This is a genomic window from Metabacillus schmidteae, assembly GCF_903166545.1.
Lineage (GTDB): Bacteria > Bacillota > Bacilli > Bacillales > Bacillaceae > Metabacillus > Metabacillus schmidteae.
The window spans coordinates 2,388,911-2,409,280 of sequence record NZ_CAESCH010000001.1 but is presented as its reverse complement, the minus strand read 5'-3'; the positions used below and the strand labels follow the sequence as shown (position 1 = coordinate 2,409,280).

Here is a 20,370-nt window from a genome sequence, read left to right as displayed (position 1 = left end):
GCTATCGCCTCCTTATACAGTAGTATTTAATGCTTCTTTTAAAGAATCTACAAAGCTTTGCTCACTTTTGTTTTCTTCCTCATGCTGTTGCTGCTGTTCACTACTGCTTTCTTTTCTGTTCTCAGAATGGTCTCTCAACGTTTTTTGAGATTGTTCTGTTTGAATATCATAGCGCTCAATTTCTATTTGGACAGATGGAAGTACCTGTTTTAATTGATGAATACTATGTTCTAATAGATCTTTTGCTGAATTAGAAGATGTAATAAGATGAGCAACCATTTCTCCATTTTTTTGAACGAGCTTAACCGTAATTAAACCTAAATGCTCCGGATTTAGCTTTAAAATAAGTCTATTAGCTCCATTAGGAACTTGAGCAAATTTACTATTCTTAAATGCATTTAAAAGCTGGTTTGTAAACTCTTGGCGAATTGAAGTATCTTGTTTTGTTGATTGAGATCCTTGTAACTCATTTTCAGTTACACTTATATGGTTTAGTCGAAGGACAAATGTTTCTTCCTTGATTTCACTAATAAACTTTTCATCTTGTGGATTAATAGCAGCATCTGTCATCTGTACTTGCGGTAAGATATTTATATTTTTCGAACCATGCTCACTAATAATAAAATCAGTTGAATTACTTTTTAAAGTAGGCTCTTTATTTAACTTTGCTACATTGTCTAACTGATTTTTTATCATTAAAGATCTCAAATGGATTGCCAGGTTATCAACATTCTGGAATTGTTTGAATTTGCTTAATTCAGACTGTACAGCTTCCTCCATGTTAGAAAGGAATGGTGTAAAAACTTGATTTTTCGAGGTTAATAATTGAATTCCATCAACAATTGATTTTATTCCTTTAACGATCGAATCCAGAGTAGAAACATCTAAAGTTTTTATTGATTCACCCTTTAAGCTGTTTGTTAAATTTGGTTGTGTTTGTTGACTTATTTCTTCATCATTTTCTAACAAGTTACTTATAACAACTGTTTCCTGAGCCTTAAAGCCAAATTTCTCTGATTCTTGTTGCAAAAGTAATAATGTGTTCAGTAAAGGATGTGATTCATCTGATAGGACGATTTTGTTAGTTGAAGGAGCTTTCACTTCATCGCTCTCCGATTTTGTAGCTTCATTTAAGATATTTGTGAGAGACTCTTTTATTGTTGTAAAATCTATTTCTGCATTACTTAACTGTCGTAATCCTGTTTCAATATGATAAATGGATTGTTCAAGTATAGGATGTTGTTTTACCTGATCTTTTTGTAGAGTAGTATTTACCTGCACCTCTACATAAATTTCATTATGTTTCGGTCGATCGATAGTATTCACTTCAAAAGGCAATATCCTTAAAGAGTTTTCTTTATCAAAATTCGTACCAACCCTCATATAAATAGCATGTTCTTCGAAAGTATTTATTAACTGATTCTCTTTTTTATCATTATTCTGTAAGAAACGATTAACTGTATGATCTAAAATTGATTCGATCGTTTGTATATCTGATTTTTTAAATAAATTATCAATTAACAAAAGTGTGTCCGAAGATGATGATGAAATAGAGCCTAATTCAACCAATATCTCTTGTTTCACTTGAATATTAGAATGGATTGATTCAAGTTTATGAGAACTTAATTTATTGCTTATACTTGTCAATTTATCCAATACTATATCAAGTTCAGATTCTTGACTTATTAAACTATCAAGTAAAACCTGTCCTTCAAGTTGTTCTTGATCATTTGATTTCATCTTTGCCATGCTACTTAACATATTTTCTAAATTAACTATTTCGTTATTTTTAAATGAAGGAAATTCCTGTTCAAAAAACGTATTAATATCTGATAATACTGGTTGAAAATCCGATTGTTGTGAACCTTTTACACCTTCAACTGCTTTAACAAAAGATAAAAGATTAACAATAGAAGGTTGGTTATTCATATGAGTAACTAGTTCGTTAATTGATGGATTCTCAGTAAGTACATCTTTTAAATCATTTTTTATCAAAAAGAATGTTGGTGACATCTCAGTAAAATCATTATTAATAGAAAGTACATTTAATTCTTCCAACGAACCGGAAGAATATTCTTCTATGGAGGAAGATTTTGATACATCCATCTCAACTGGAAGCTGTTCAATAATATTATTTAAATCTTTTATAATTCCTTTAAGTGATACTTTCTCTATTTCTGGAATACTCATATGACTTACAGCTGTAGTTTGCTGATTTATTCCTTCTCCTGACAAAAAGTTTCGAAAACTCAAACTACCAGGCTTAGGTCCTATACTAGTAGATTTGGTTAGTGAATTTACATTTTGTAATAATGGTAAGATCTCCAACTTTTCACCTCCCATCTACCTACTGTGAGTTTGACGATAAAAGATTAGTATATTTTACAGCATCATCTACAGACATTTTTGACAAAATATCTGCAACTTGTTTGTCATCCAGAGACGAAAGTATTAGTAGGGCATCATCCTGCGTGAGGTTTGGAATGATCTCAGCAGCTTTTTTGCTGCTCATATTATCATATAGTTTAGCTATATCCCTCGATTGGCTTTCTTCTTCGGCATTTGCTAATTCTTCTAATTGTTTCTCCAAAGAACTAATTTCTTGTGTTAACTTTTGGACTTCCTTTTCTTTTAATTCAACATCGTTTTCGAGTGCACTAATCATTGTTTCTTGTTCTTCGATTGTTTTCTCTAACTTCTTTTTTTCTTCCTGTTCTTCTTGTTTTTTTACTTCCTGGGCAATCTCATCCGGGTTTTCTTCATCTTTATTGAGTAGACTCTCAATAGCAGGTATACTTGTAATCGTTGATTTTGCTGTTCCTAATACGTTAAAGCCAGCAACAGATAAAATAATAACAACAAGTATTAAAGTGAAAACAACCGGAATAAAAATGACAAAGAAAAACCATTGAAGTTTACCATATTCCTGCTTTTCGGTTTTCATCTGCATTCACCTAATTTCCGCGGTACATATAAGTTTGAATCGAAAGGTCATCCATAAATTTGTTTTCAAGTTCCTTAGAGTGTCTAACAAATTCGTTATTCTGTTTTTCTTTTAGCTTTTCATATTTTTTCAATTCCATGTTTTGATACATGAGCTTTGTTTGCTTTTCATTCATACGATTACGAGTTAACATAACCATTTTTTGATAATGAGAGATGGTCTTTTCCATGTTCGTCACAAATTGCTGATAATGTCTAATCTCTTGGACAGACATCCCTTCATTTAGTTTCGAGAGGGTATTTTCCTCTAACTCCTCTTTTTGTTTTAGAGATTCATAGAGTTTGTTTGCCACTGTTTCAAAATCATTAACAGACTGGTTATATTCTGCTTGAGACTGCTCTTTTTCATTTTCTTTAATATCCATGATTTTTTGAAATCGAAAATGAATTGACATTAATAATCACCTTTTTCAATCAGTTGACTAAGAGATCCTATACTTTGATCTATTATTACTTTATCTTCAACGTTTTGTTTCAAGAATGAAATGATTTTTGGATAATACTTAATGGCTTCATCTATTTCTCTTGATGAACCTCTTTTGTATGCACCAATATTGATTAAATCTTCAGAGTTTAAGTAAGTGGATAAAAGGTCTCTTAGCTTTGAAGCTGAGCTTCGATGATTAGAATCAATAATTTGATTCATTACACGACTAATACTTTTTAACACATTAATCGCTGGAAATTGACCTTTATTTGCAAGCTGTCGGTCTAATACAATATGTCCATCTAAAATCCCTCGAACAGTATCAGAGATTGGCTCATTTAAGTCATCACCGTCAACTAAAACTGTATAAAAGGCTGTAATCGTTCCATGTTCATTCGTACCTGTTCGCTCCAAAAGTTTTGGTAATATAGCAAATACAGAAGGAGTATACCCTTTTGTCGTGGGCGGCTCTCCTACAGCAAGGCCTATTTCCCGTTGGGCCATTGCAACACGAGTAACCGAATCCATCATAAACATTACATTTAACCCTTTATCACGAAAGTACTCGGCAATAGCAGTTGCCGTATATGCCGCTTTCAATCTCATTAATGCAGGTTGGTCAGAGGTTGCAACAACAACGATGGACCTTTTTAATCCTTCAGGACCTAAATCCCGGTCAATAAATTCTCTTACTTCACGACCTCGTTCACCTATAAGGGCGATCACATTTAAGTCTGCATTAGTATTTCGGGCAATCATACCCATTAATGTACTTTTACCTACACCACTTCCTGCAAAGATACCTACACGTTGACCTTTACCTACAGTTAACAGACTATCAATTACACGGACACCCACTTCCATTTTTTCATGGATTGGAGGGCGTTTCATTGGATTTGGAGGTGATTGATCCGTTGGTACGCTGGTTAATCCTTTCGGTAGAGATGATTCATTTAAAGGTAAACCAAATGAATCCAGCACTTGCCCAACAAGACCTGATCCAACCTTAACAGTTAAAGGCTCTTCAGTTGCTTCAACAATGCTACCGGGAGAAATATTTGTTACTTGTAAATAAGGCATAAGAAGCACATTTTCTTCCTTAAAACCAACAACCTCTGCAGGAATTTTCGTTTTATTTGTAGAACCAGCATAGATATAGCATAAGTCACCAATAGAGCTTTCTGGTCCTCTTGATTCAATCATAAGACCGACTACTCTTTTCACTTTTCCATATCGTTTATAAGTATCTAGCGTGTCGATAGCATGTATCAAATCTGCTGCTCTCAGGTCAGATCACCTCTTAGCCTAATAAATCGATTAATTGTTTTTTCAATTGTTCTAATTGTGTATCTATGCTTAGATCTATTCTTCCGAATGCAGATTCTATAAAACAATCATGCTCATTTATTTCTGCATTTGCATAGATATTAAAGTCTGTGTCATTTGTCAACAATGTTCTTAGTTCATCTTTTTGATTTAAGACTAATTCGTAAAAATGAGGATGGACATGAATTTTAATATGTTCATATTCTTTCACTTCGTTTAGTCCTTTTTTTACAAGAGGAAGTAAATGATCGGGTGATTCTGTTAATTTAGCAACTATGATTTTCTCTGCAATCTTTACCGAAAGTTCTAAAATAGCATTCTCAGCAGATTGGATTTTTTCATCATAATCACACTTTGCCAATTCGATAATTCTATTCGCTTCTTCAATGGTAGACTCGTATTTTCTTAATGCTTCCTGTCTACCAAGTTCTATACCTTCTGCATATCCTTCTTGTCTTGCTTGCTCAATTAAGTGTTCACGTTCCTGCTCCCAGTTATTCTTTTCAAACTGTATTTGCTGATGGATGATTGAAGATTCTTCCATTGCTGCATTGATCATTTGTTCTGCCTCATTTTTTGCTGATTGGATGATAAAAGAAGACTGACTAACTAATTCAGGGTCATTTTCTTTCTGTTTATCTTGGAGCAGTGCTCTAATTGTTTGAACAGCAATCTTTTTTCCCTCTTCATGATGATTTGTATATTGTGACTTAATCAGCCTAGACAATAATATCATCTCCTCCACCACGGGCTATGACAATTTCACCAGCTTCTTCAAGTCTTCTGATCACACCAACAATTCTCGATTGAGCTTCTTCAACATCTCGAAGTCTAACAGGCCCCATATATTCCATTTCTTCTTTAAACGTATCAACCATACGTTTAGACATGTTCTTATAAACAACTTCACGAACTTCCTCACTCGCGACTTTGAGTGACAGCATTAAGTCTTCATTTTCTACATCTCTAATTACACGCTGTATAGCACGATTATCAAGGGTTACGATGTCTTCAAATACAAACATTCTCTTTTTAATTTCTTCAGCTAAAACAGGATCTTGTATTTCCAGAGAGTCTAAAATTGTTCTTTCTGTTGTCCTGTCAACTCCATTTAATACTTCTACAACAGCTTCAATTCCACCGGTTTGTGTGAAATCTTGAGTCACAGTTGATGAAAGTTTTCGTTCAAGGATTTGTTCAATTTCATTGATAATTTCTGGAGCAGTTCGATCCATTACAGCTATCCGTCTAGCAACATCTGCCTGTAATTCTTGAGGAAGTTCAGACAATATTTGACCAGATTGAGCCGGTTCTAGATACGAAAGAATGAGCGCAATCGTTTGTGGATGCTCATTTTGAATAAAATTTAGTATTTGGGAAGGGTCTGCTTTCCTTGCAAAGTCAAACGGTTTTACTTGTAAGGATGATGTTAGCCTGTGAATGATGCTTGTTGCCTTCTCAGGTCCCAGAGCTTTTTCCAGCACTTCTTTTGCATATGCGATACCACCTTGTGTAATAAACTCCTGTGCCATCGCAATATCATGAAACTCTTCTATTATTTCTTCCTTCTTTTCAGCTTCAACCTTGCGAACCCCGGAAATCTCCAACGTAAGTCTTTCAATCTCTTCTTCAGATAAATGTTTGTACACAGATGCTGACACCTCTGGGCCTAAAGAGATTAAGAGAATGGCAGCTTTCTGTTTTCCTGTTAATGCGTTATTGTCTTTTCTTGCCAAACCTCTAACCTCCTAGTCCTCAGCTATCCAAGTACGTAATAGTTTTGCAAAATCTTCCGGATTTTCTTTTGCCATTTTTTCAAGTTGTTTTTTACGAACAGTTGTTTCTGATTCAACTTCAATGTTAATGTCTGGAACATTAAATGTAGTGACAACAGGTGTTTCATCCTCTTCGTATTCCTCTTCATTTTCTTTTTTCTTTCTAATGAGAAGAATGATAAGAACGACAATCGCTAATAAAAGAATGCCTCCAACAATATACATCCACATTGGAATCGTTTGACTGGCTTCTGTCTCTTCCGCCTGAAGTTTGCCATCAAACGGTTGAACGGAAACAACAATTTTTGAAGCAATTTCCTCATCTGTTATAGGCTCTTCCGAGTAATCTTTATTAATAGATGTTCTAACTACTGTAGAAAGGATTTGTTGTATGTCTTCTTCTCTTTCAGGAGTAAATGAAAGGGGATCTTCAGGATTTGGTGGTTCAACCATTACTTGAATGCCCAGGTCACGAATTTTATAAGGACTTTCAACAATTTGTTTATTTATTCGATTCACTTCGTTATTAATTCTTTCCTCAATCCGTTCATAATCTCCATCACCGGTACCTTCTGCTGTCGCTTGATAGCCTGGAACATCAGTGTCACCAGTACCGTTCACACCACCAGCAGCTGCAGCTCCATTTCCAGTATAAGCTTCAGTAATTCGTTCAACACTTACAGCAATTCCTTCATCTTCACCTTCTACAACAGGAGATACAAGATTTTCTTCACGATTTTCCTGAGTAAAATCGATATCAGTTGTTACGGCAACTACTACCTTATCTTGACCCATCATTGTACCTAATAACTTTTGGACATCTCGTTGAATATCTTGTTCTATTTGCGATTTTATTTCTTGCTGTGATGCATAGCTTGTACCTGGTGAAGCACCTTGACCATCATTTAAATCATAATAATTAAAGTTTTGATCCATAATGACGATATTATCAGTTGTAAGATTTGGTATACTTTTTGAAACCAAATGAAAAAGTGCATTTACTTTATCCTGATCCAGCTGAGCTCCAGGCTCCAGATTAAGAACAACGGAAGCGGAGGACCCTTCTTGTTGATCACCAACGAAAACTGATTCAGTTGGAAGGTTAATCATCACACTTGCCTCTTTAACTCCATCGATTCCTTTCATTAAATTAGCCAGCTCAGTTTGTGTTGCTTTAAGTTTAATAACATCAAACTCCTTATCCGTCATCCCAAAACCGGAATCCTGACCGAAATATGAATAATCGATCATTCCAGTATCAGGAACTCCTTCCGCAGCTAACTCAACCATTAACGTATCGACCATCTCTTTTGGTACCATAATCGATGTACCGTTATTAGAGATTTCTGATTGTACGCCTTTGGCATCAAGAGTCTCTTTTATTTGTCCTGTTTCAGCTGGAGAGAGATTTGAATAAAGAGGAACTAAATTTGGTCTGGACATAAAGTAAGTAATTAGGCCAACTATGACAAAAAACACGATTATACTTGAAATATAAAATGTTTTTTGCATCTTACTTTTCTGTTGCCATACCCCGGTTAGTTTGTCTTTTATATTCAATATTTTTTCGTTCATTCCATAAAATCCCCCGGTACAATGACATTTGCATTTTTAGTATTTAATAATATAGAAAGATACTTATATACTAAACTTGCATTCTCATCATCTCTTGATAAGCCTCGATCGCTTTATTTCTCACTTCTATAGTTGTTAAAAGTGTAATACTGGATTTTTGAGATGCAATCATCACATCATGTAGTTCTACATTTTTTCCGGTTGCTAATGCTTCTGTCATTTTGTCTGACTCTATTTGTGCTTTATTAACATTGTCAATTGCATTTTTGAGGGTTTCCCCAAAACTTGCTTTATTTTCTGCTTGATTTGCATTATTTGACAAGAACTTAGGTTGTATTTGAACTGGTTCGGTTGTTAGTTTAAATGGACTTATACTATTTATCATCTCGATCACCTATTTTCCTATTTCTAAAGCTTTCATTAACATTCCTTTAGATGCATTCATAACTGTAACGTTAGCTTCATACGATCTCGTGCTGCTAATAAGGTCAACCATTTCTTTTAATGGGTCCACATTAGGCATCGCTACATAACCTTCATCATTCGCATCCGGGTGTTCTGGATCATATACAAGTTCAAAGGGAGTTTGATCCTCAGTAATTTCGGTAACCTTGACGCCTCCCGTTGTTTCTTTTGAACCCATTGCCTTACTTAAAAAGAAAGAAAATTGATTTCCTTGCGGTTGGGTTACAACCATTTTCCTACGATATGGTTGCCATTCACCATTCACAAATTCTCCTCTTGTTGTTTCCATATTTGCCATGTTAGAAGAAATAACATCCATTCTTACCCGCTGTGCAGTTAAAGCAGAACCGGATGTATTGATTGATTGAAAAATTGACACAGTTAATTGCCACCTTTTATTACAGTTTTTAAAGAATTAAACTTGCCGCTTAATCTCTCAATTAATGCATTATATTGGATTTGATTCTTTGCCATTTCAGTCATTTCTTGGTCTATATCAACATTATTTCCATTATGATTGTAATTCGTATTATTCTTAGCTACGATTTGATAGCTGGATGAATCTGCCCCACCGAATTCAATATGCTTGCTGTTTGTTTTATATGCTCCAAGCTTTTGCATTTCATTTGTTAATGCAGTATTAAACCGAACTTCTTGAGCTTTATAATTCGGGGTATCGACATTTGCAATATTATTTGAAATGACTCTTTGTCTTGCTGTTGATTGAGAAATGGCTTTTTCAAGGCTTGTAATAGTATTTGAAAATAAATTCATGATATCCCCTCACAAAATTAAACATTGATACGTATCGTATAGTGTCGAAATATGTTAATTCCTCTATAATTGTATGAAATAATAGTCTTAAAGTCTATTAAGACTTTGTAAAAAAAAGTCGGATTTTCTATCTATTTTCAAAAGAGGACTATTGTACTATGCCGACTTTACCGCATAAATTAAAATATACTAACAGAAATCCTTTTTAATACCTTAATAAAATATCATAAAATGCGACAAATCCCTACATAAATATTATTTCCATTTTTAATATTTGTAATAAACCTGTAATAAAAAAGAGGATGATCATTGATCATCCTCTTTTTACCAAGTTTTTATTAATTTGTTTTCAATTTTTCTAATTCAACTAAGAACTTTGCATTCAAGACTTTAATATATGTCCCTTTCATACCGAGAGAACGTGATTCAATAACACCAGCACTTTCTAATTTACGAAGTGCATTAACAATTACAGATCTTGTGATTCCTACACGATCAGCGATTTTACTCGCTACTAATAATCCCTCATTACCATTTAATTCTTCAAAGATATGTTCAATTGCCTCCAATTCACTATAAGAAAGTGAACTAATCGCCATTTGAACAACCGCTTTGCTACGTGCTTCCTCTTCGATTTCTTCTGCTTTTTCCTTTAAAATTTCCATACCTACAACCGTAGCACCGTATTCTGCTAAGATTAAATCTTCATCAGCGAATTGCTCTTGAACTCTTGCCAGGATAAGTGTTCCAAGGCGTTCTCCCCCACCAATAATTGGCACAATTGTAGTTAGACCATTTTCAAACAATTCACGGTTTTCAACAGGGAAAGCAGTATACTCACTATAAACGTCAATATTTGATGATGTTTCCGTTATGTTAAAAAGATTATTTGTATAACCTTCAGGGAATTGACGATCTTCCAGCATTTTTTTCATTCGTTCATTTTCAATTTGTTGATTAATCGCAAATCCTAGTAACTTCCCTCTACGGCTAACTACAAATATATTCGCTTCAATTACTTCGCTTAGCGTCTCTGACATTTCCTTGAAATTTACCGGTTTTCCTGCTGCTCTTTGAAGCATAGCATTAATTTTACGTGTTTTTTGTAATAAAGACATGTATGGTTCCTCCTGTAACATATGAAATTGTAAGTACTATAAAATAAATTGGCTTAAATCTTTATTTTTTGATATTTTCCCTAGTTTGTCTTCTACATATTGTGGAGTTATCACAATCTTCTCAAGGTTAATATCAGGAGCTTCATAAGAAAGGTCCTCTAATAGTCGTTCAAGAATTGTATGTAATCTTCGGGCACCAATATTATCAGTGTCCTGATTCACATCAAATGCTACTTCAGCTACTTTACGAATAGCTTCGTCAGAAAATTCTAATTCTATACCTTCCGTCTCTATTAATGCTTTATATTGCTTTAATAAAGCATTATCAGGCTCAACTAAAATTTTCACAAAATCCTCAACACTAAGTTTTGTAAGTTCTACTCGAATCGGAAATCTCCCCTGTAATTCAGGGATAAGGTCTGATGGCTTCGCAATATGGAAAGCACCGGCGGCAATAAATAACATATGATCAGTCTTAACAGATCCGTATTTTGTTACAACCGTTGAACCCTCAACAATTGGAAGGATATCCCTTTGTACACCTTCACGGGAAACGTCAGCAGATCCACCTTTTGACTTCCCGGCAATTTTATCAATTTCATCAATGAAGATAATCCCTGTTTGCTCTGCCCTTATGACAGCCTCTTGAGTCACTTCATCAAGATCAATTAATTTACTTGCTTCTTCATTCGTTATTACTTTTCTAGCTTCTCTAACAGTTAATTTTCTTTTTTTCTTTTTCTTTGGCATTAAGCTTCCTAACGCATCTTGCATATTCATGCCCATTTGTTCCATACCCGACCCCTGAAGCATATCAAACATTGATGCTTGTTGTTCCTCAATCTCTACAGTAACATAATGATCCTCTAGTTCACCCAATGCTAATTGATGTGCAATACGACGGCGCTTTTCATGAAGAGATGAATCATCAGCTGATTGGTCATCCTGTTCATGTGTTTGCTGATTTGCTGCTCCAAATAGCATCTCAAGTGGGTTTTTGGCAGTGGTTTGTTTTTTCTTACCAGGAACAAGAAGATCAATTAACCTCTTGTTTGCATTTTCTTCGGCAAGGCCTTTTACATCAGATATTTTTTCTTCCTTAACTAATCGAACCGCAGTTTCCACTAAATCTCTAACCATAGATTCCACGTCTCTACCGACATATCCGACCTCAGTAAACTTTGTTGCTTCAACTTTAATAAATGGAGCATTTACAAGCTTTGCAATTCTTCTTGCAATCTCAGTTTTTCCAACACCTGTGGGTCCTATCATAAGAATGTTTTTTGGGACAACTTCTTCACGGAGCTTTTCACTCAATAAACTTCTTCGATAACGGTTTCTTAATGCAACAGCTACCGCCTTTTTTGCATCCTTTTGTCCTATGATATATTGATCTAAACGTTCAACAATTTGTTTTGGTGTTAGTTGATTATTCAATTAGCTTTGCCTCCCTTAATTAAAGTTCTTCAACAATAATATTCAGATTTGTATAAACACAAATTTCACCAGCAATCGTTAAAGCACCCTCAGCAATTTCCTTAGCTGTTAATTGATCACCTGAAAACCGTTTAAGAGCACGGCCCGCAGATAAAGCATAATTTCCACCAGAGCCAATAGCTAAAATACCATCGTCCGGCTCTATTACTTCACCTGTTCCTGATACTAATAATAGATCTTTCTCATTCATGACGATCAGCATTGCTTCTAAACGCCTTAATACCTTGTCACTTCGCCATTCTTTTGCCAGTTCTACAGCAGCTCGTTGCAAATTCCCATTATATTCTTCCAGTCTACTTTCAAAGAGTTCAAATAATGTAAAAGCATCTGCTACAGATCCTGCAAATCCTGCAATAACTTTGCCATTAAATAATTTCCTCACTTTTCTGGCAGTATGCTTCATAACAACTGCGTTTCCTAGCGTTACTTGTCCGTCACCTGCCATAGCAGCTTTTCCATTGTGATGTATAGCAAAAATTGTTGTTGCGTGAAATTGAGACATTTTTTCTACCTCCATTATTAAGCATTAAGCTCGAGGATGATGGGCCATGTACATTTTCTTCAGGTGTTCTTTTGTTACATGTGTATATACTTGTGTAGAAGATAAATGTGAATGACCTAGCAATTCTTGAACACTTCTCATATCAGCACCTTCATTTAATAAGTGTGTGGCAAAGGTATGTCTAAACATATGTGGGTGGATATGAAGAATTGAAGAGACATCTTTTATCATCTTATTTAGGATATGTCTAACACCTTGGTCTGTTAGCGCTTCACCACGATGATTTACGAATAAATATGGATGGTCTTCTTTCCGCTTGCTCATTAAAGTTCTTCTGCCACTGTTAATATATCGTTCAATAGCCTCTTGAGCAAAGCTTCCAAATGGAATATATCGTTGTTTTCCACCTTTACCAGACACAAGTATGGTTCCAATAAAAAAGTCAATATCAGATATCTTGATTTCACAACATTCACTCACACGTATCCCGGTGCCGTATAAAATTTCAACTAAAGCTTGGTTTCGTTGTCCTAAAGGAGTGTGAATATCCGACACTGAGAATAATTGATTAATCTCATCTTCATAAAGAAACTGAGGAATTTTCTTCTCCTTTTTAGGGATAGAGACAAGTAAAAAAGGGTTTTCCGATAGAAAGTTTTCTCTAATAAGAAATTTATAAAAACTTCTTAGTGAGGATATCTTCCTTGAAATTGTTTTTCTAGAATACTTTCTTGTATGTAACTGAGTTAAATATAACCTTGTATCATTATATGTAATTTCTTCTAGATGTAGGATTGCTTGTTCTTTCATAAAGGAAAAAAAATCTTCAAGATCTTTGGAGTAATTCACAATTGTATATTTTGAATAATTTTTCTCAATTTGTAAATATTCAATAAACAAATTTAAATAATTCTTAACATTTGTCACTCGATACACCTCGCACAACAAAAGGGCTACTAAATGTTATCATAACAGTAGTAGCCCTTGCAAATTATTTCTATAAATTTTTCGAAATTTTTTGAATTGTTTCTAACGCTCGCTTGGCATGCATTTCATTACGTTCTTTTTTACTTTTAATTTTCTTTGGAAGTGGAGCAAATATTCCAAAATTCGCATTCATCGGTTGGAAATTATCTGCACTTGTTGATGTAATGTATGTTGCCATACTTCCAATTGCTGTTTCATTAGGAAATACAACTAACTCCTTATCTAAGACAAGCTGTGCTGCATTTATCCCCGCTACTAATCCTGATGCTGCAGATTCAACATACCCTTCAACCCCTGTCATTTGCCCGGCAAAGAACAGATCTTCACGATTGCTATATTGATAAGTTGGCTTTAAAAGTCTTGGAGAGTTTATGAATGTATTTCGATGCATAACCCCATATCGGACAATTTCGACATTTTCTAATCCCGGGATAAGGGATAACACTTCTTTTTGAGGCCCCCATTTCAAATGTGTTTGAAAACCAACAATGTTATAAAGTGTCCCTGCTGCATCATCTTGACGTAATTGAACAACCGCAAATGGTCTCTTGCCTGTTTTCGGATCTTCTAACCCAACCGGTTTAAGGGGACCAAATAACATCGTTTTTCTCCCTCTTTGCGCCATCACTTCAATAGGCATGCAACCTTCAAAGAAAATTTCTTTTTCAAATTCTTTTAATGGGACAGTTTCCGCAGCAATTAACGCTTCATAAAAGCGATCAAATTCTTCTTCAGTCATTGGACAATTTAAATAAGCTGCTTCACCCTTATCATAACGGGATTTTAAATAAACCTTTTCCATATCAATGCTATCTTTCTCAACAATTGGGGCTGCAGCATCATAGAAATACAAATATTCTTCACCAGTTAATAACATTAATTGCTCAGAAAGATTCTTTGATGTAAGTGGGCCGGTGGCAATGATTGTCGGACCATTTGGTATTTCAGCAACTTCCTCATTTATTACCGTTACATTTGTATGTCCTTTAACTAACTCTGTTACTTTTTCTGCAAATTCATGTCTATCAACTGCAAGTGCCCCACCAGCGGGCACAGCACATTCGTCAGCTGCCTTAATAATGACAGAATCTAACATCCTCATTTCTTCTTTTAATACACCAACAGCATTTGTTAAATTATTAGCTCTTAATGAATTACTACAAACTAACTCTGCGAATTTATCTGTGTGATGTGCTGGAGTTTGCTTAACTGGTCTCATTTCATATAATCGAACCTTTATTCCTCTTTTAGCTAACTGCCATGCTGCTTCACTGCCAGCTAAACCGGCACCTATTACATTAACTACTGCTTCATGATTCATTATTACCTAACCCTCCAACTACTTATAGGAGCTATAAATTATTTATTATCTTTCAGGGATATTGAATACATCCATGTGTGTTCATTATGTTTCCCGTTTAGTATCCTTAAAAAAAGTGAGCGATACTCCGCTCACCTATTGTTGCTGTTCCTCTTTATAATCGCATTCCATACATTGTACTTGAATACCTTTTTTCAACTTTTTCTCAACAAGCATGTTGCTACATTTTGGACAACTTCTTGCAATTGGTTTATCCCATGAAAGAAATTCGCATTCCGGGTATTGATTACACCCATAAAAAATTCTGCGTTTTTTTGATTTTCTCTCAACGATCATTCCTTCCTCACAGTTAGGACATTTTACCCCGATCTCTTTTACAATCGGTTTTGTGTTGCGGCAATCCGGAAAGTTAGAGCAAGCCATAAATTTCCCGAATCTTCCCATTTTAAATACCATTGCGTGACCGCATTCCTCGCAATCTACACCTGCTGGCTCATCTTTAATCTCAATTTTCTCCATTTCATTTTCTGCTTTTTCAAGCCTTGGAGAAAAATCTTTATAAAAATTATCGATGATTTTCATCCACTGTATATGACCGTCTTCTACTTCATCAAGGCTGTTTTCCATATTTGCTGTAAATTCCACATTGATAATTTCCGGAAAAAACTCTCTAATTAGCTCTAGAACAATTTCACCTAATTCAGTTGGAATAAATCGTTTATTATCTAATGTAACATAGCCTCTTTTTTGAATTGTATCAAGTGTAGGTGCATATGTGGATGGTCTACCTATCCCCAGCTCTTCTAATGTTTTAACAAGTCTTGCTTCAGTATATCGTGGAGGTGGTTGAGTAAAATGTTGAGATGGCTCAATATCTTTTGAAAAGATTTCATCACCTTCCTTTAAATCTGGAAGCAATCGATCTTTTTCCTCTTTTTGATCATCATTACCTTCAACATACACCTTCATAAAACCAGGAAATTTAATTTTTGATCCATTTGCTCTAAATACTACTCCATTGTTTACTAGATCGACACTCATTGTATCGAGGACTGCTGAAGCCATTTGACTTGAAACGAACCGTTCCCAAATCAACTTATACAATCTTAATTGGTCCCTACTTAGAAATTCTTTAATGCTGGAAGGTTCTCGTAATGTTGATGTTGGTCGAATCGCTTCATGAGCATCTTGAGCATTTGTGTTCTTTTTAGCAGACTTAGCGGCAGTACCAACAAACTCTTGACCATATTTATCTGTAATGTACTGTGTTGCTTCAGACTGGGCAGTCTCAGAAATCCTAGTTGAATCTGTTCTCATATAAGTAATTAATCCAACTGTTCCTTCTTTCCCTAAATCAATACCCTCATAAAGCTGCTGAGCAATCATCATTGTTTTCTTTGCTCTGAAGTTTAGTTTTCTAGCTGCCTCTTGTTGTATAGTTGATGTTGTAAATGGTACTGCTGGATTACGCTTCCGTTCTTTCTTCGTTACTCTTTCAACAATAAATTTGTTTTCTTTTATTAACTCCTGAATTTCTTTGACTTCTGATTCTGTATTTAAAGCTTTTTTCTCTCCATTTACTCCGTAAAACGATGCTTCAAATTCTTTTTGCCCTTTTAAGAATTGACCTTCAATTGACCAATACTCTTCAGGTACAAATGCTTTTATTTCGTTTTCCCTATCAATAATTAGTCTTACAGCGACAGATTGTACCCGACCAGCACTTAGACCCTTTTTCACTTTTTTCCATAGTATTGGACTTATCTTGTATCCAACCAATCGATCTAACACACGTCTTGCTTGTTGAGCATCAACTAAATCCATATTAATAGATCGGGGATGCTTGAAGGATTCTTTAATAGCATCCTTGGTAATTTCATTAAACACAACACGGCAATCAGAGTTAATATCTACATCCAGGCTGTGAGCTAAATGCCACGCAATCGCTTCCCCTTCGCGATCCGGGTCAGCCGCTAAATAAACTTTCTTCGCTTTTTTAGCTGCTGTCTTTAACTCTTTGAGTACAGAGCCTTTTCCTCTAATTGTAATATATTTCGGCTCAAAGTTATGTTCAATATCCACGCCAATTTGACTCTTCGGCAGATCACGAACATGTCCCATTGAGGCCTTTACTTTATATTTTTTTCCTAAATAACGTTCAATTGTTTTTGCCTTTGCGGGTGATTCCACAATAACTAAATAGTCCGACATGCCTGGTATCCTCCTTAAGAGGTATTCTCTCTTTAATATTTCTTTTTCATTTTTATTGGTTTATATAAAATAAACGTAAGCTTATACGGGTAAAGATTTAAAACTTGCTCTTACTTAATCCATAGGTTATTAAATGCTGATTCTATACTGAAATCTCCACTATTATTAAATATTCCTATAAGGTTTGTCAAACAAATTAGAAATAAATTACCCTAATCATATACCAAAACTTTACGAAAAAACATGAATATTTTAACTAAATTAACATTTTTTTCGTTAATGGGTATAGTTTTTTGTATTTGCTACCTAGGAAATTCTTCAATAATATGTGAGACATCTTGTACCAGCTTTGCCCCGTTCTGGATTAAATCGTTCGTACCTCCGCTGTATTCATCAAATATAGAGCCAGGGACAGCGAATACTTCCCGATTTTGGTCAAGTGCCTGCTGGGCTGTAATAAGTGATCCGCTTCTTTTCTGAGCTTGTATAATAATCGTGCCTTTAGAAAGACCACTAATTATTCTATTTCTCATAGGAAAATGCCATCTTTGAGGTGGTGTAGACGGAGCATGTTCAGAAAGAATGAGATGTGAGGTCATAATCTGTTCTGCTAGAGTTTGATTTTGTTTAGGATATAAATGATAAAACCCGCCAGCTATTACTGCAATAGTTTTACCTTTTTGATTAATCGAAAGTGTATGCGCCATTGCATCAATACCATTCGCCAATCCACTTACAATAACCCAATTATTTACGATTAATGGTTTTATGATGAAATTTAGTGCTGATTTACCATAATGATTTGGATTCCTAGTACCTACTACACTGATGATTTGTGCTGAATGAGATAATGCAATATCACCTTTGTAAAACAAAAATGGCGGGGGATCAGAAATCTCTTTTAATAAAGGTGGGTATGCTTGATCATAGAGAGAGAGGAACATAATATTATCTTTTTTATATTGTTTTTCTAGTTCTATGAATGACATAGAGTGATATTCTTCTTTTATTGCTTTAATTCTCTCTTTATTAAGCTGAAAATAAGCTTCCCATTCATGATCCTTCAAATGAAAAAAAAGCTCAAGGGTAGGATCTACTTTCATCATTTTACGTAAAATCTGTTGACTAACTCCCTTACAGTGAGCTAATAAAAACAATCTTTTATTCATATTTTCTTAAAATCCCTCCTATATTAGCATGACAAATAGGAACAGGAAAATTACCTGTTCCTACTATTATATTTATTAATGTGTTTTACATTTTTCAAGTAAGCCTTGCTCTTCTAAAACCGAAATAAGTGTTTCTCCCATTACAGATGGAGTATCAGCCACTTTAATTCCACATGCATTCATTGTTTTAATTTTTTCTTCAGCGGTACCTTTACCACCTGAAATGATTGCTCCTGCGTGACCCATACGTTTTCCAGGAGGAGCTGTTTGACCACCAATGAAACCAACTACAGGTTTTTTCATATTTGCTTTTACCCATTCTGCAGCTTCTTCCTCAGCTGTACCACCAATTTCCCCAATCATGATAACAGCATATGTGTCTTCATCTTCATTAAAAGCTTTAAGAACATCAATAAAGTTTGTTCCATTAACAGGATCTCCACCAATTCCTACAGCAGTGGATTGGCCAATACCCGCTTGTGATAATTGATGAACCGCTTCATAAGTAAGAGTACCAGAACGTGATACAACGCCGACATGTCCTTTTTTATGAATATATCCAGGCATGATACCAATTTTGCACTCTTCAGGAGTAATTACTCCCGGACAGTTTGGTCCTACCAAGCGAGTATTTTTACCTTCCATATAGCGTTTCACTTTCACCATATCCATTACAGGAATATGCTCTGTAATACAAATAACCAAATCTAATTCTGCATCTACACCTTCCATAATCGCATCTGCAGCGAATGGAGCAGGCACATAGATAACAGATGCATTTGCACCAGTTGCTTGAACTGCTTCTTGAACTGTATTAAATACAGGTACACCTTCTACCTCTGTACCACCTTTACCAGGTGTTACTCCTCCAACAATATTTGTTCCATATTCAAGCATTTGCTTTGTATGGAATAACGCTGTTGATCCAGTTATACCTTGCACAATAACTTTTGTATCTTTATTAATAAATACACTCATGTTTGTCCCCTGCCTTTCTTACTTCACTAATGAAACGATTTTTTGTGCGCCGTCAGCCATAGACTCTGCAGAAGTAATATTTAAACCAGATTCATCTAAAATTTTCTTTCCTAAATCAACGTTTGTACCTTCAAGACGTACAACAAGAGGAATTTCTAAGCCAACTTGCTTGGTAGCTTCTACTACACCTTCAGCTATAACGTCACATTTCATAATTCCACCAAAGATATTAACGAAAATTCCTTTTACATTTTTATCGGATAGAATAATTTTGAATGCTTCTGTTACTTTTTCTGCAGTAGCACCGCCCCCAACATCCAGGAAGTTTGCAGGTTCGCCGCCATAATACTTAATAATATCCATTGTCGACATAGCAAGACCAGCTCCATTTACCATACAGCCAATATTACCGTCTAAAGAAATATAACTTAAGTCATATTTAGAAGCTTCAATTTCTTTTGGATCTTCTTCTTCAAGATCACGATATGCCACAATATCTTTATGGCGATATAATGCATTTGAATCAAAATTCAATTTTGCGTCAAGTGCCATTACTTTTCCATCACCAGTAACAACTAATGGGTTAATCTCAGCAATTGAACAATCCTTTTCAACAAATACTTGATATAAACCCATCATAAACTTAACTGCTTGACCAACTAATTCTTTTGGAATATTAATATTAAATGCAATTCTTCTAGCTTGATAGCCTTGTAGGCCAACAGCAGGATCGATAACTTCTTTAAAGATCTTCTCAGGTGTTTGCTCTGCTACTTCCTCAATCTCTGTTCCACCTTCTTCAGAAGCCATTAAAACCACGCGTGAAGTAGCACGGTCTAATACAAGACCTACATAATATTCTTTCTTAATATCACAGCCTTCTTCAATAAGGAGACGTTTTACTTCCTTACCTTCAGGACCAGTTTGGTGTGTAACAAGCGTTTTTCCTAAGATTTCTTCAGCATATGTACGTGCTTCATCAAGGTTTTTCGCAACTTTTACCCCGCCAGCTTTCCCGCGTCCACCTGCATGGATTTGAGCTTTTACTACTACTACATCTGTTCCGAGTTCTTTTGCACCTTCAACTGCTTCATCAACAGAAAAAGCAACTCGACCATTTGGTACTGAAACTCCGTATTTTCTAAGGAGTTCTTTTCCCTGGTACTCATGGATATTCATTTGCCATCCTCCTAACAAATTTCGCATAAAAATTAGACTGCGCTTTCATTTTATATAATAGTT

19 protein-coding genes are annotated in these 20,370 nt (G+C 35.1%); all 19 read right to left on the bottom strand.

The features are described 5' to 3' along the window. Positions 1-12: 12 nt before the first annotated feature. Positions 13-2,328: a flagellar hook-length control protein FliK gene (locus HWV59_RS11545; RefSeq protein WP_175638865.1), complete on the bottom strand. Its 2,316-nt coding sequence runs from the start codon at positions 2,326-2,328 to the stop codon at positions 13-15. Positions 2,329-2,347: 19 nt separating this feature from the next. Continuing rightward, entirely contained in the window at positions 2,348-2,944 is a 597-nt protein-coding gene (locus HWV59_RS11540) for a MotE family protein (RefSeq protein ID WP_175638864.1), read from the bottom strand. A gap of 10 nt (positions 2,945-2,954) precedes the next feature. After that, positions 2,955-3,398 carry a flagellar export protein FliJ gene (gene fliJ / locus HWV59_RS11535; RefSeq protein ID WP_102229696.1) on the bottom strand — a complete coding sequence of 148 codons (444 nt, stop codon included), beginning with the start codon at positions 3,396-3,398 and terminating at the stop codon, positions 2,955-2,957. Continuing rightward, positions 3,398-4,717, bottom strand: a complete 1,320-nt coding sequence (fliI, locus tag HWV59_RS11530) for a flagellar protein export ATPase FliI (RefSeq protein WP_175640040.1) — start codon at positions 4,715-4,717, stop codon at positions 3,398-3,400. Before fliI ends, fliJ begins: the two co-directional genes overlap by 1 nt. Positions 4,718-4,730: 13 nt before the next feature. Then, on the bottom strand, positions 4,731-5,483 hold the full coding sequence (gene fliH / locus HWV59_RS11525) for a flagellar assembly protein FliH (RefSeq protein ID WP_175638863.1): 753 nt from the start codon (positions 5,481-5,483) through the stop codon (positions 4,731-4,733). Further along, complete coding sequence (gene fliG / locus HWV59_RS11520) at positions 5,476-6,492, bottom strand: flagellar motor switch protein FliG (protein ID WP_102229693.1); 1,017 nt, start codon at positions 6,490-6,492, stop codon at positions 5,476-5,478. The genes fliH and fliG overlap by 8 nt, the downstream gene beginning before the upstream one ends. A 12-nt stretch (positions 6,493-6,504) precedes the next feature. Further along, the gene (gene fliF, locus HWV59_RS11515) at positions 6,505-8,106 is read right to left on the bottom strand and encodes a flagellar basal-body MS-ring/collar protein FliF (RefSeq protein WP_175638862.1); all 1,602 of its coding nucleotides are present in this window, start codon (positions 8,104-8,106) and stop codon (positions 6,505-6,507) included. A 70-nt stretch (positions 8,107-8,176) separates the two neighbouring features. Next, positions 8,177-8,491 carry a flagellar hook-basal body complex protein FliE gene (fliE, locus tag HWV59_RS11510; protein WP_102229691.1) on the bottom strand — a complete coding sequence of 105 codons (315 nt, stop codon included), beginning with the start codon at positions 8,489-8,491 and terminating at the stop codon, positions 8,177-8,179. Between the two features lie 9 nt (positions 8,492-8,500). Then, entirely contained in the window at positions 8,501-8,950 is a 450-nt protein-coding gene (gene flgC / locus HWV59_RS11505; RefSeq protein ID WP_102229690.1) for a flagellar basal body rod protein FlgC, read from the bottom strand. Positions 8,951-8,952: 2 nt separating this feature from the next. Beyond that, complete coding sequence (gene flgB / locus HWV59_RS11500) at positions 8,953-9,345, bottom strand: flagellar basal body rod protein FlgB (protein WP_102229689.1); 393 nt, start codon at positions 9,343-9,345, stop codon at positions 8,953-8,955. A gap of 338 nt (positions 9,346-9,683) precedes the next feature. Then, positions 9,684-10,463, bottom strand: coding sequence for a GTP-sensing pleiotropic transcriptional regulator CodY (gene codY, locus HWV59_RS11495; protein WP_102229688.1), 780 nt, complete (start codon positions 10,461-10,463; stop codon positions 9,684-9,686). Between the two features lie 36 nt (positions 10,464-10,499). After that, a complete protein-coding gene (gene hslU / locus HWV59_RS11490) occupies positions 10,500-11,900 on the bottom strand; it encodes an HslU--HslV peptidase ATPase subunit (RefSeq protein ID WP_102229687.1) in 1,401 nt (466 codons plus the stop codon). 19 nt (positions 11,901-11,919) lie between these two features. After that, positions 11,920-12,462 (bottom strand): ATP-dependent protease subunit HslV, encoded by a 543-nt coding sequence (gene hslV / locus HWV59_RS11485; protein WP_102229686.1) that lies wholly within the window; start codon positions 12,460-12,462, stop codon positions 11,920-11,922. A gap of 24 nt (positions 12,463-12,486) precedes the next feature. Then, positions 12,487-13,389 carry a tyrosine recombinase XerC gene (gene xerC / locus HWV59_RS11480; RefSeq protein WP_102229685.1) on the bottom strand — a complete coding sequence of 301 codons (903 nt, stop codon included), beginning with the start codon at positions 13,387-13,389 and terminating at the stop codon, positions 12,487-12,489. A 70-nt stretch (positions 13,390-13,459) separates the two neighbouring features. Next, positions 13,460-14,770, bottom strand: coding sequence for an FADH(2)-oxidizing methylenetetrahydrofolate--tRNA-(uracil(54)-C(5))-methyltransferase TrmFO (gene trmFO / locus HWV59_RS11475; RefSeq protein ID WP_102229684.1), 1,311 nt, complete (start codon positions 14,768-14,770; stop codon positions 13,460-13,462). A gap of 135 nt (positions 14,771-14,905) precedes the next feature. Next, positions 14,906-16,981, bottom strand: coding sequence for a type I DNA topoisomerase (topA, locus tag HWV59_RS11470; RefSeq protein ID WP_175638861.1), 2,076 nt, complete (start codon positions 16,979-16,981; stop codon positions 14,906-14,908). 302 nt (positions 16,982-17,283) lie between these two features. Continuing rightward, positions 17,284-18,150 (bottom strand): DNA-processing protein DprA, encoded by an 867-nt coding sequence (dprA, locus tag HWV59_RS11465; protein WP_102229682.1) that lies wholly within the window; start codon positions 18,148-18,150, stop codon positions 17,284-17,286. A 75-nt stretch (positions 18,151-18,225) separates the two neighbouring features. Beyond that, a complete protein-coding gene (sucD, locus tag HWV59_RS11460; protein WP_175638860.1) occupies positions 18,226-19,128 on the bottom strand; it encodes a succinate--CoA ligase subunit alpha in 903 nt (300 codons plus the stop codon). A gap of 18 nt (positions 19,129-19,146) precedes the next feature. After that, complete coding sequence (sucC, locus tag HWV59_RS11455; RefSeq protein ID WP_175638859.1) at positions 19,147-20,307, bottom strand: ADP-forming succinate--CoA ligase subunit beta; 1,161 nt, start codon at positions 20,305-20,307, stop codon at positions 19,147-19,149. Positions 20,308-20,370: the final 63 nt, after the last annotated feature.

Bases quoted from the DNA above. Each gene is read 5' to 3' on its own strand.
- HWV59_RS11540 (WP_175638864.1), bottom strand. From the start codon at position 2,944: ATGAAAACCGAAAAGCAGGAATATGGTAAACTTCAATGGTTTTTCTTT.
- fliJ (WP_102229696.1), bottom strand. From the start codon at position 3,398: ATGTCAATTCATTTTCGATTTCAAAAAATCATGGATATTAAAGAAAAT.
- fliF (WP_175638862.1), bottom strand. From the start codon at position 8,106: ATGAACGAAAAAATATTGAATATAAAAGACAAACTAACCGGGGTATGG.
- fliE (WP_102229691.1), bottom strand. From the start codon at position 8,491: ATGATAAATAGTATAAGTCCATTTAAACTAACAACCGAACCAGTTCAA.
- flgB (WP_102229689.1), bottom strand. From the start codon at position 9,345: ATGAATTTATTTTCAAATACTATTACAAGCCTTGAAAAAGCCATTTCT.
- codY (WP_102229688.1), bottom strand. From the start codon at position 10,463: ATGTCTTTATTACAAAAAACACGTAAAATTAATGCTATGCTTCAAAGA.
- hslV (WP_102229686.1), bottom strand. From the start codon at position 12,462: ATGTCTCAATTTCACGCAACAACAATTTTTGCTATACATCACAATGGA.
- trmFO (WP_102229684.1), bottom strand. From the start codon at position 14,770: ATGAATCATGAAGCAGTAGTTAATGTAATAGGTGCCGGTTTAGCTGGC.
- topA (WP_175638861.1), bottom strand. From the start codon at position 16,981: ATGTCGGACTATTTAGTTATTGTGGAATCACCCGCAAAGGCAAAAACA.
- dprA (WP_102229682.1), bottom strand. From the start codon at position 18,150: ATGAATAAAAGATTGTTTTTATTAGCTCACTGTAAGGGAGTTAGTCAA.
- sucD (WP_175638860.1), bottom strand. From the start codon at position 19,128: ATGAGTGTATTTATTAATAAAGATACAAAAGTTATTGTGCAAGGTATA.
- sucC (WP_175638859.1), bottom strand. From the start codon at position 20,307: ATGAATATCCATGAGTACCAGGGAAAAGAACTCCTTAGAAAATACGGA.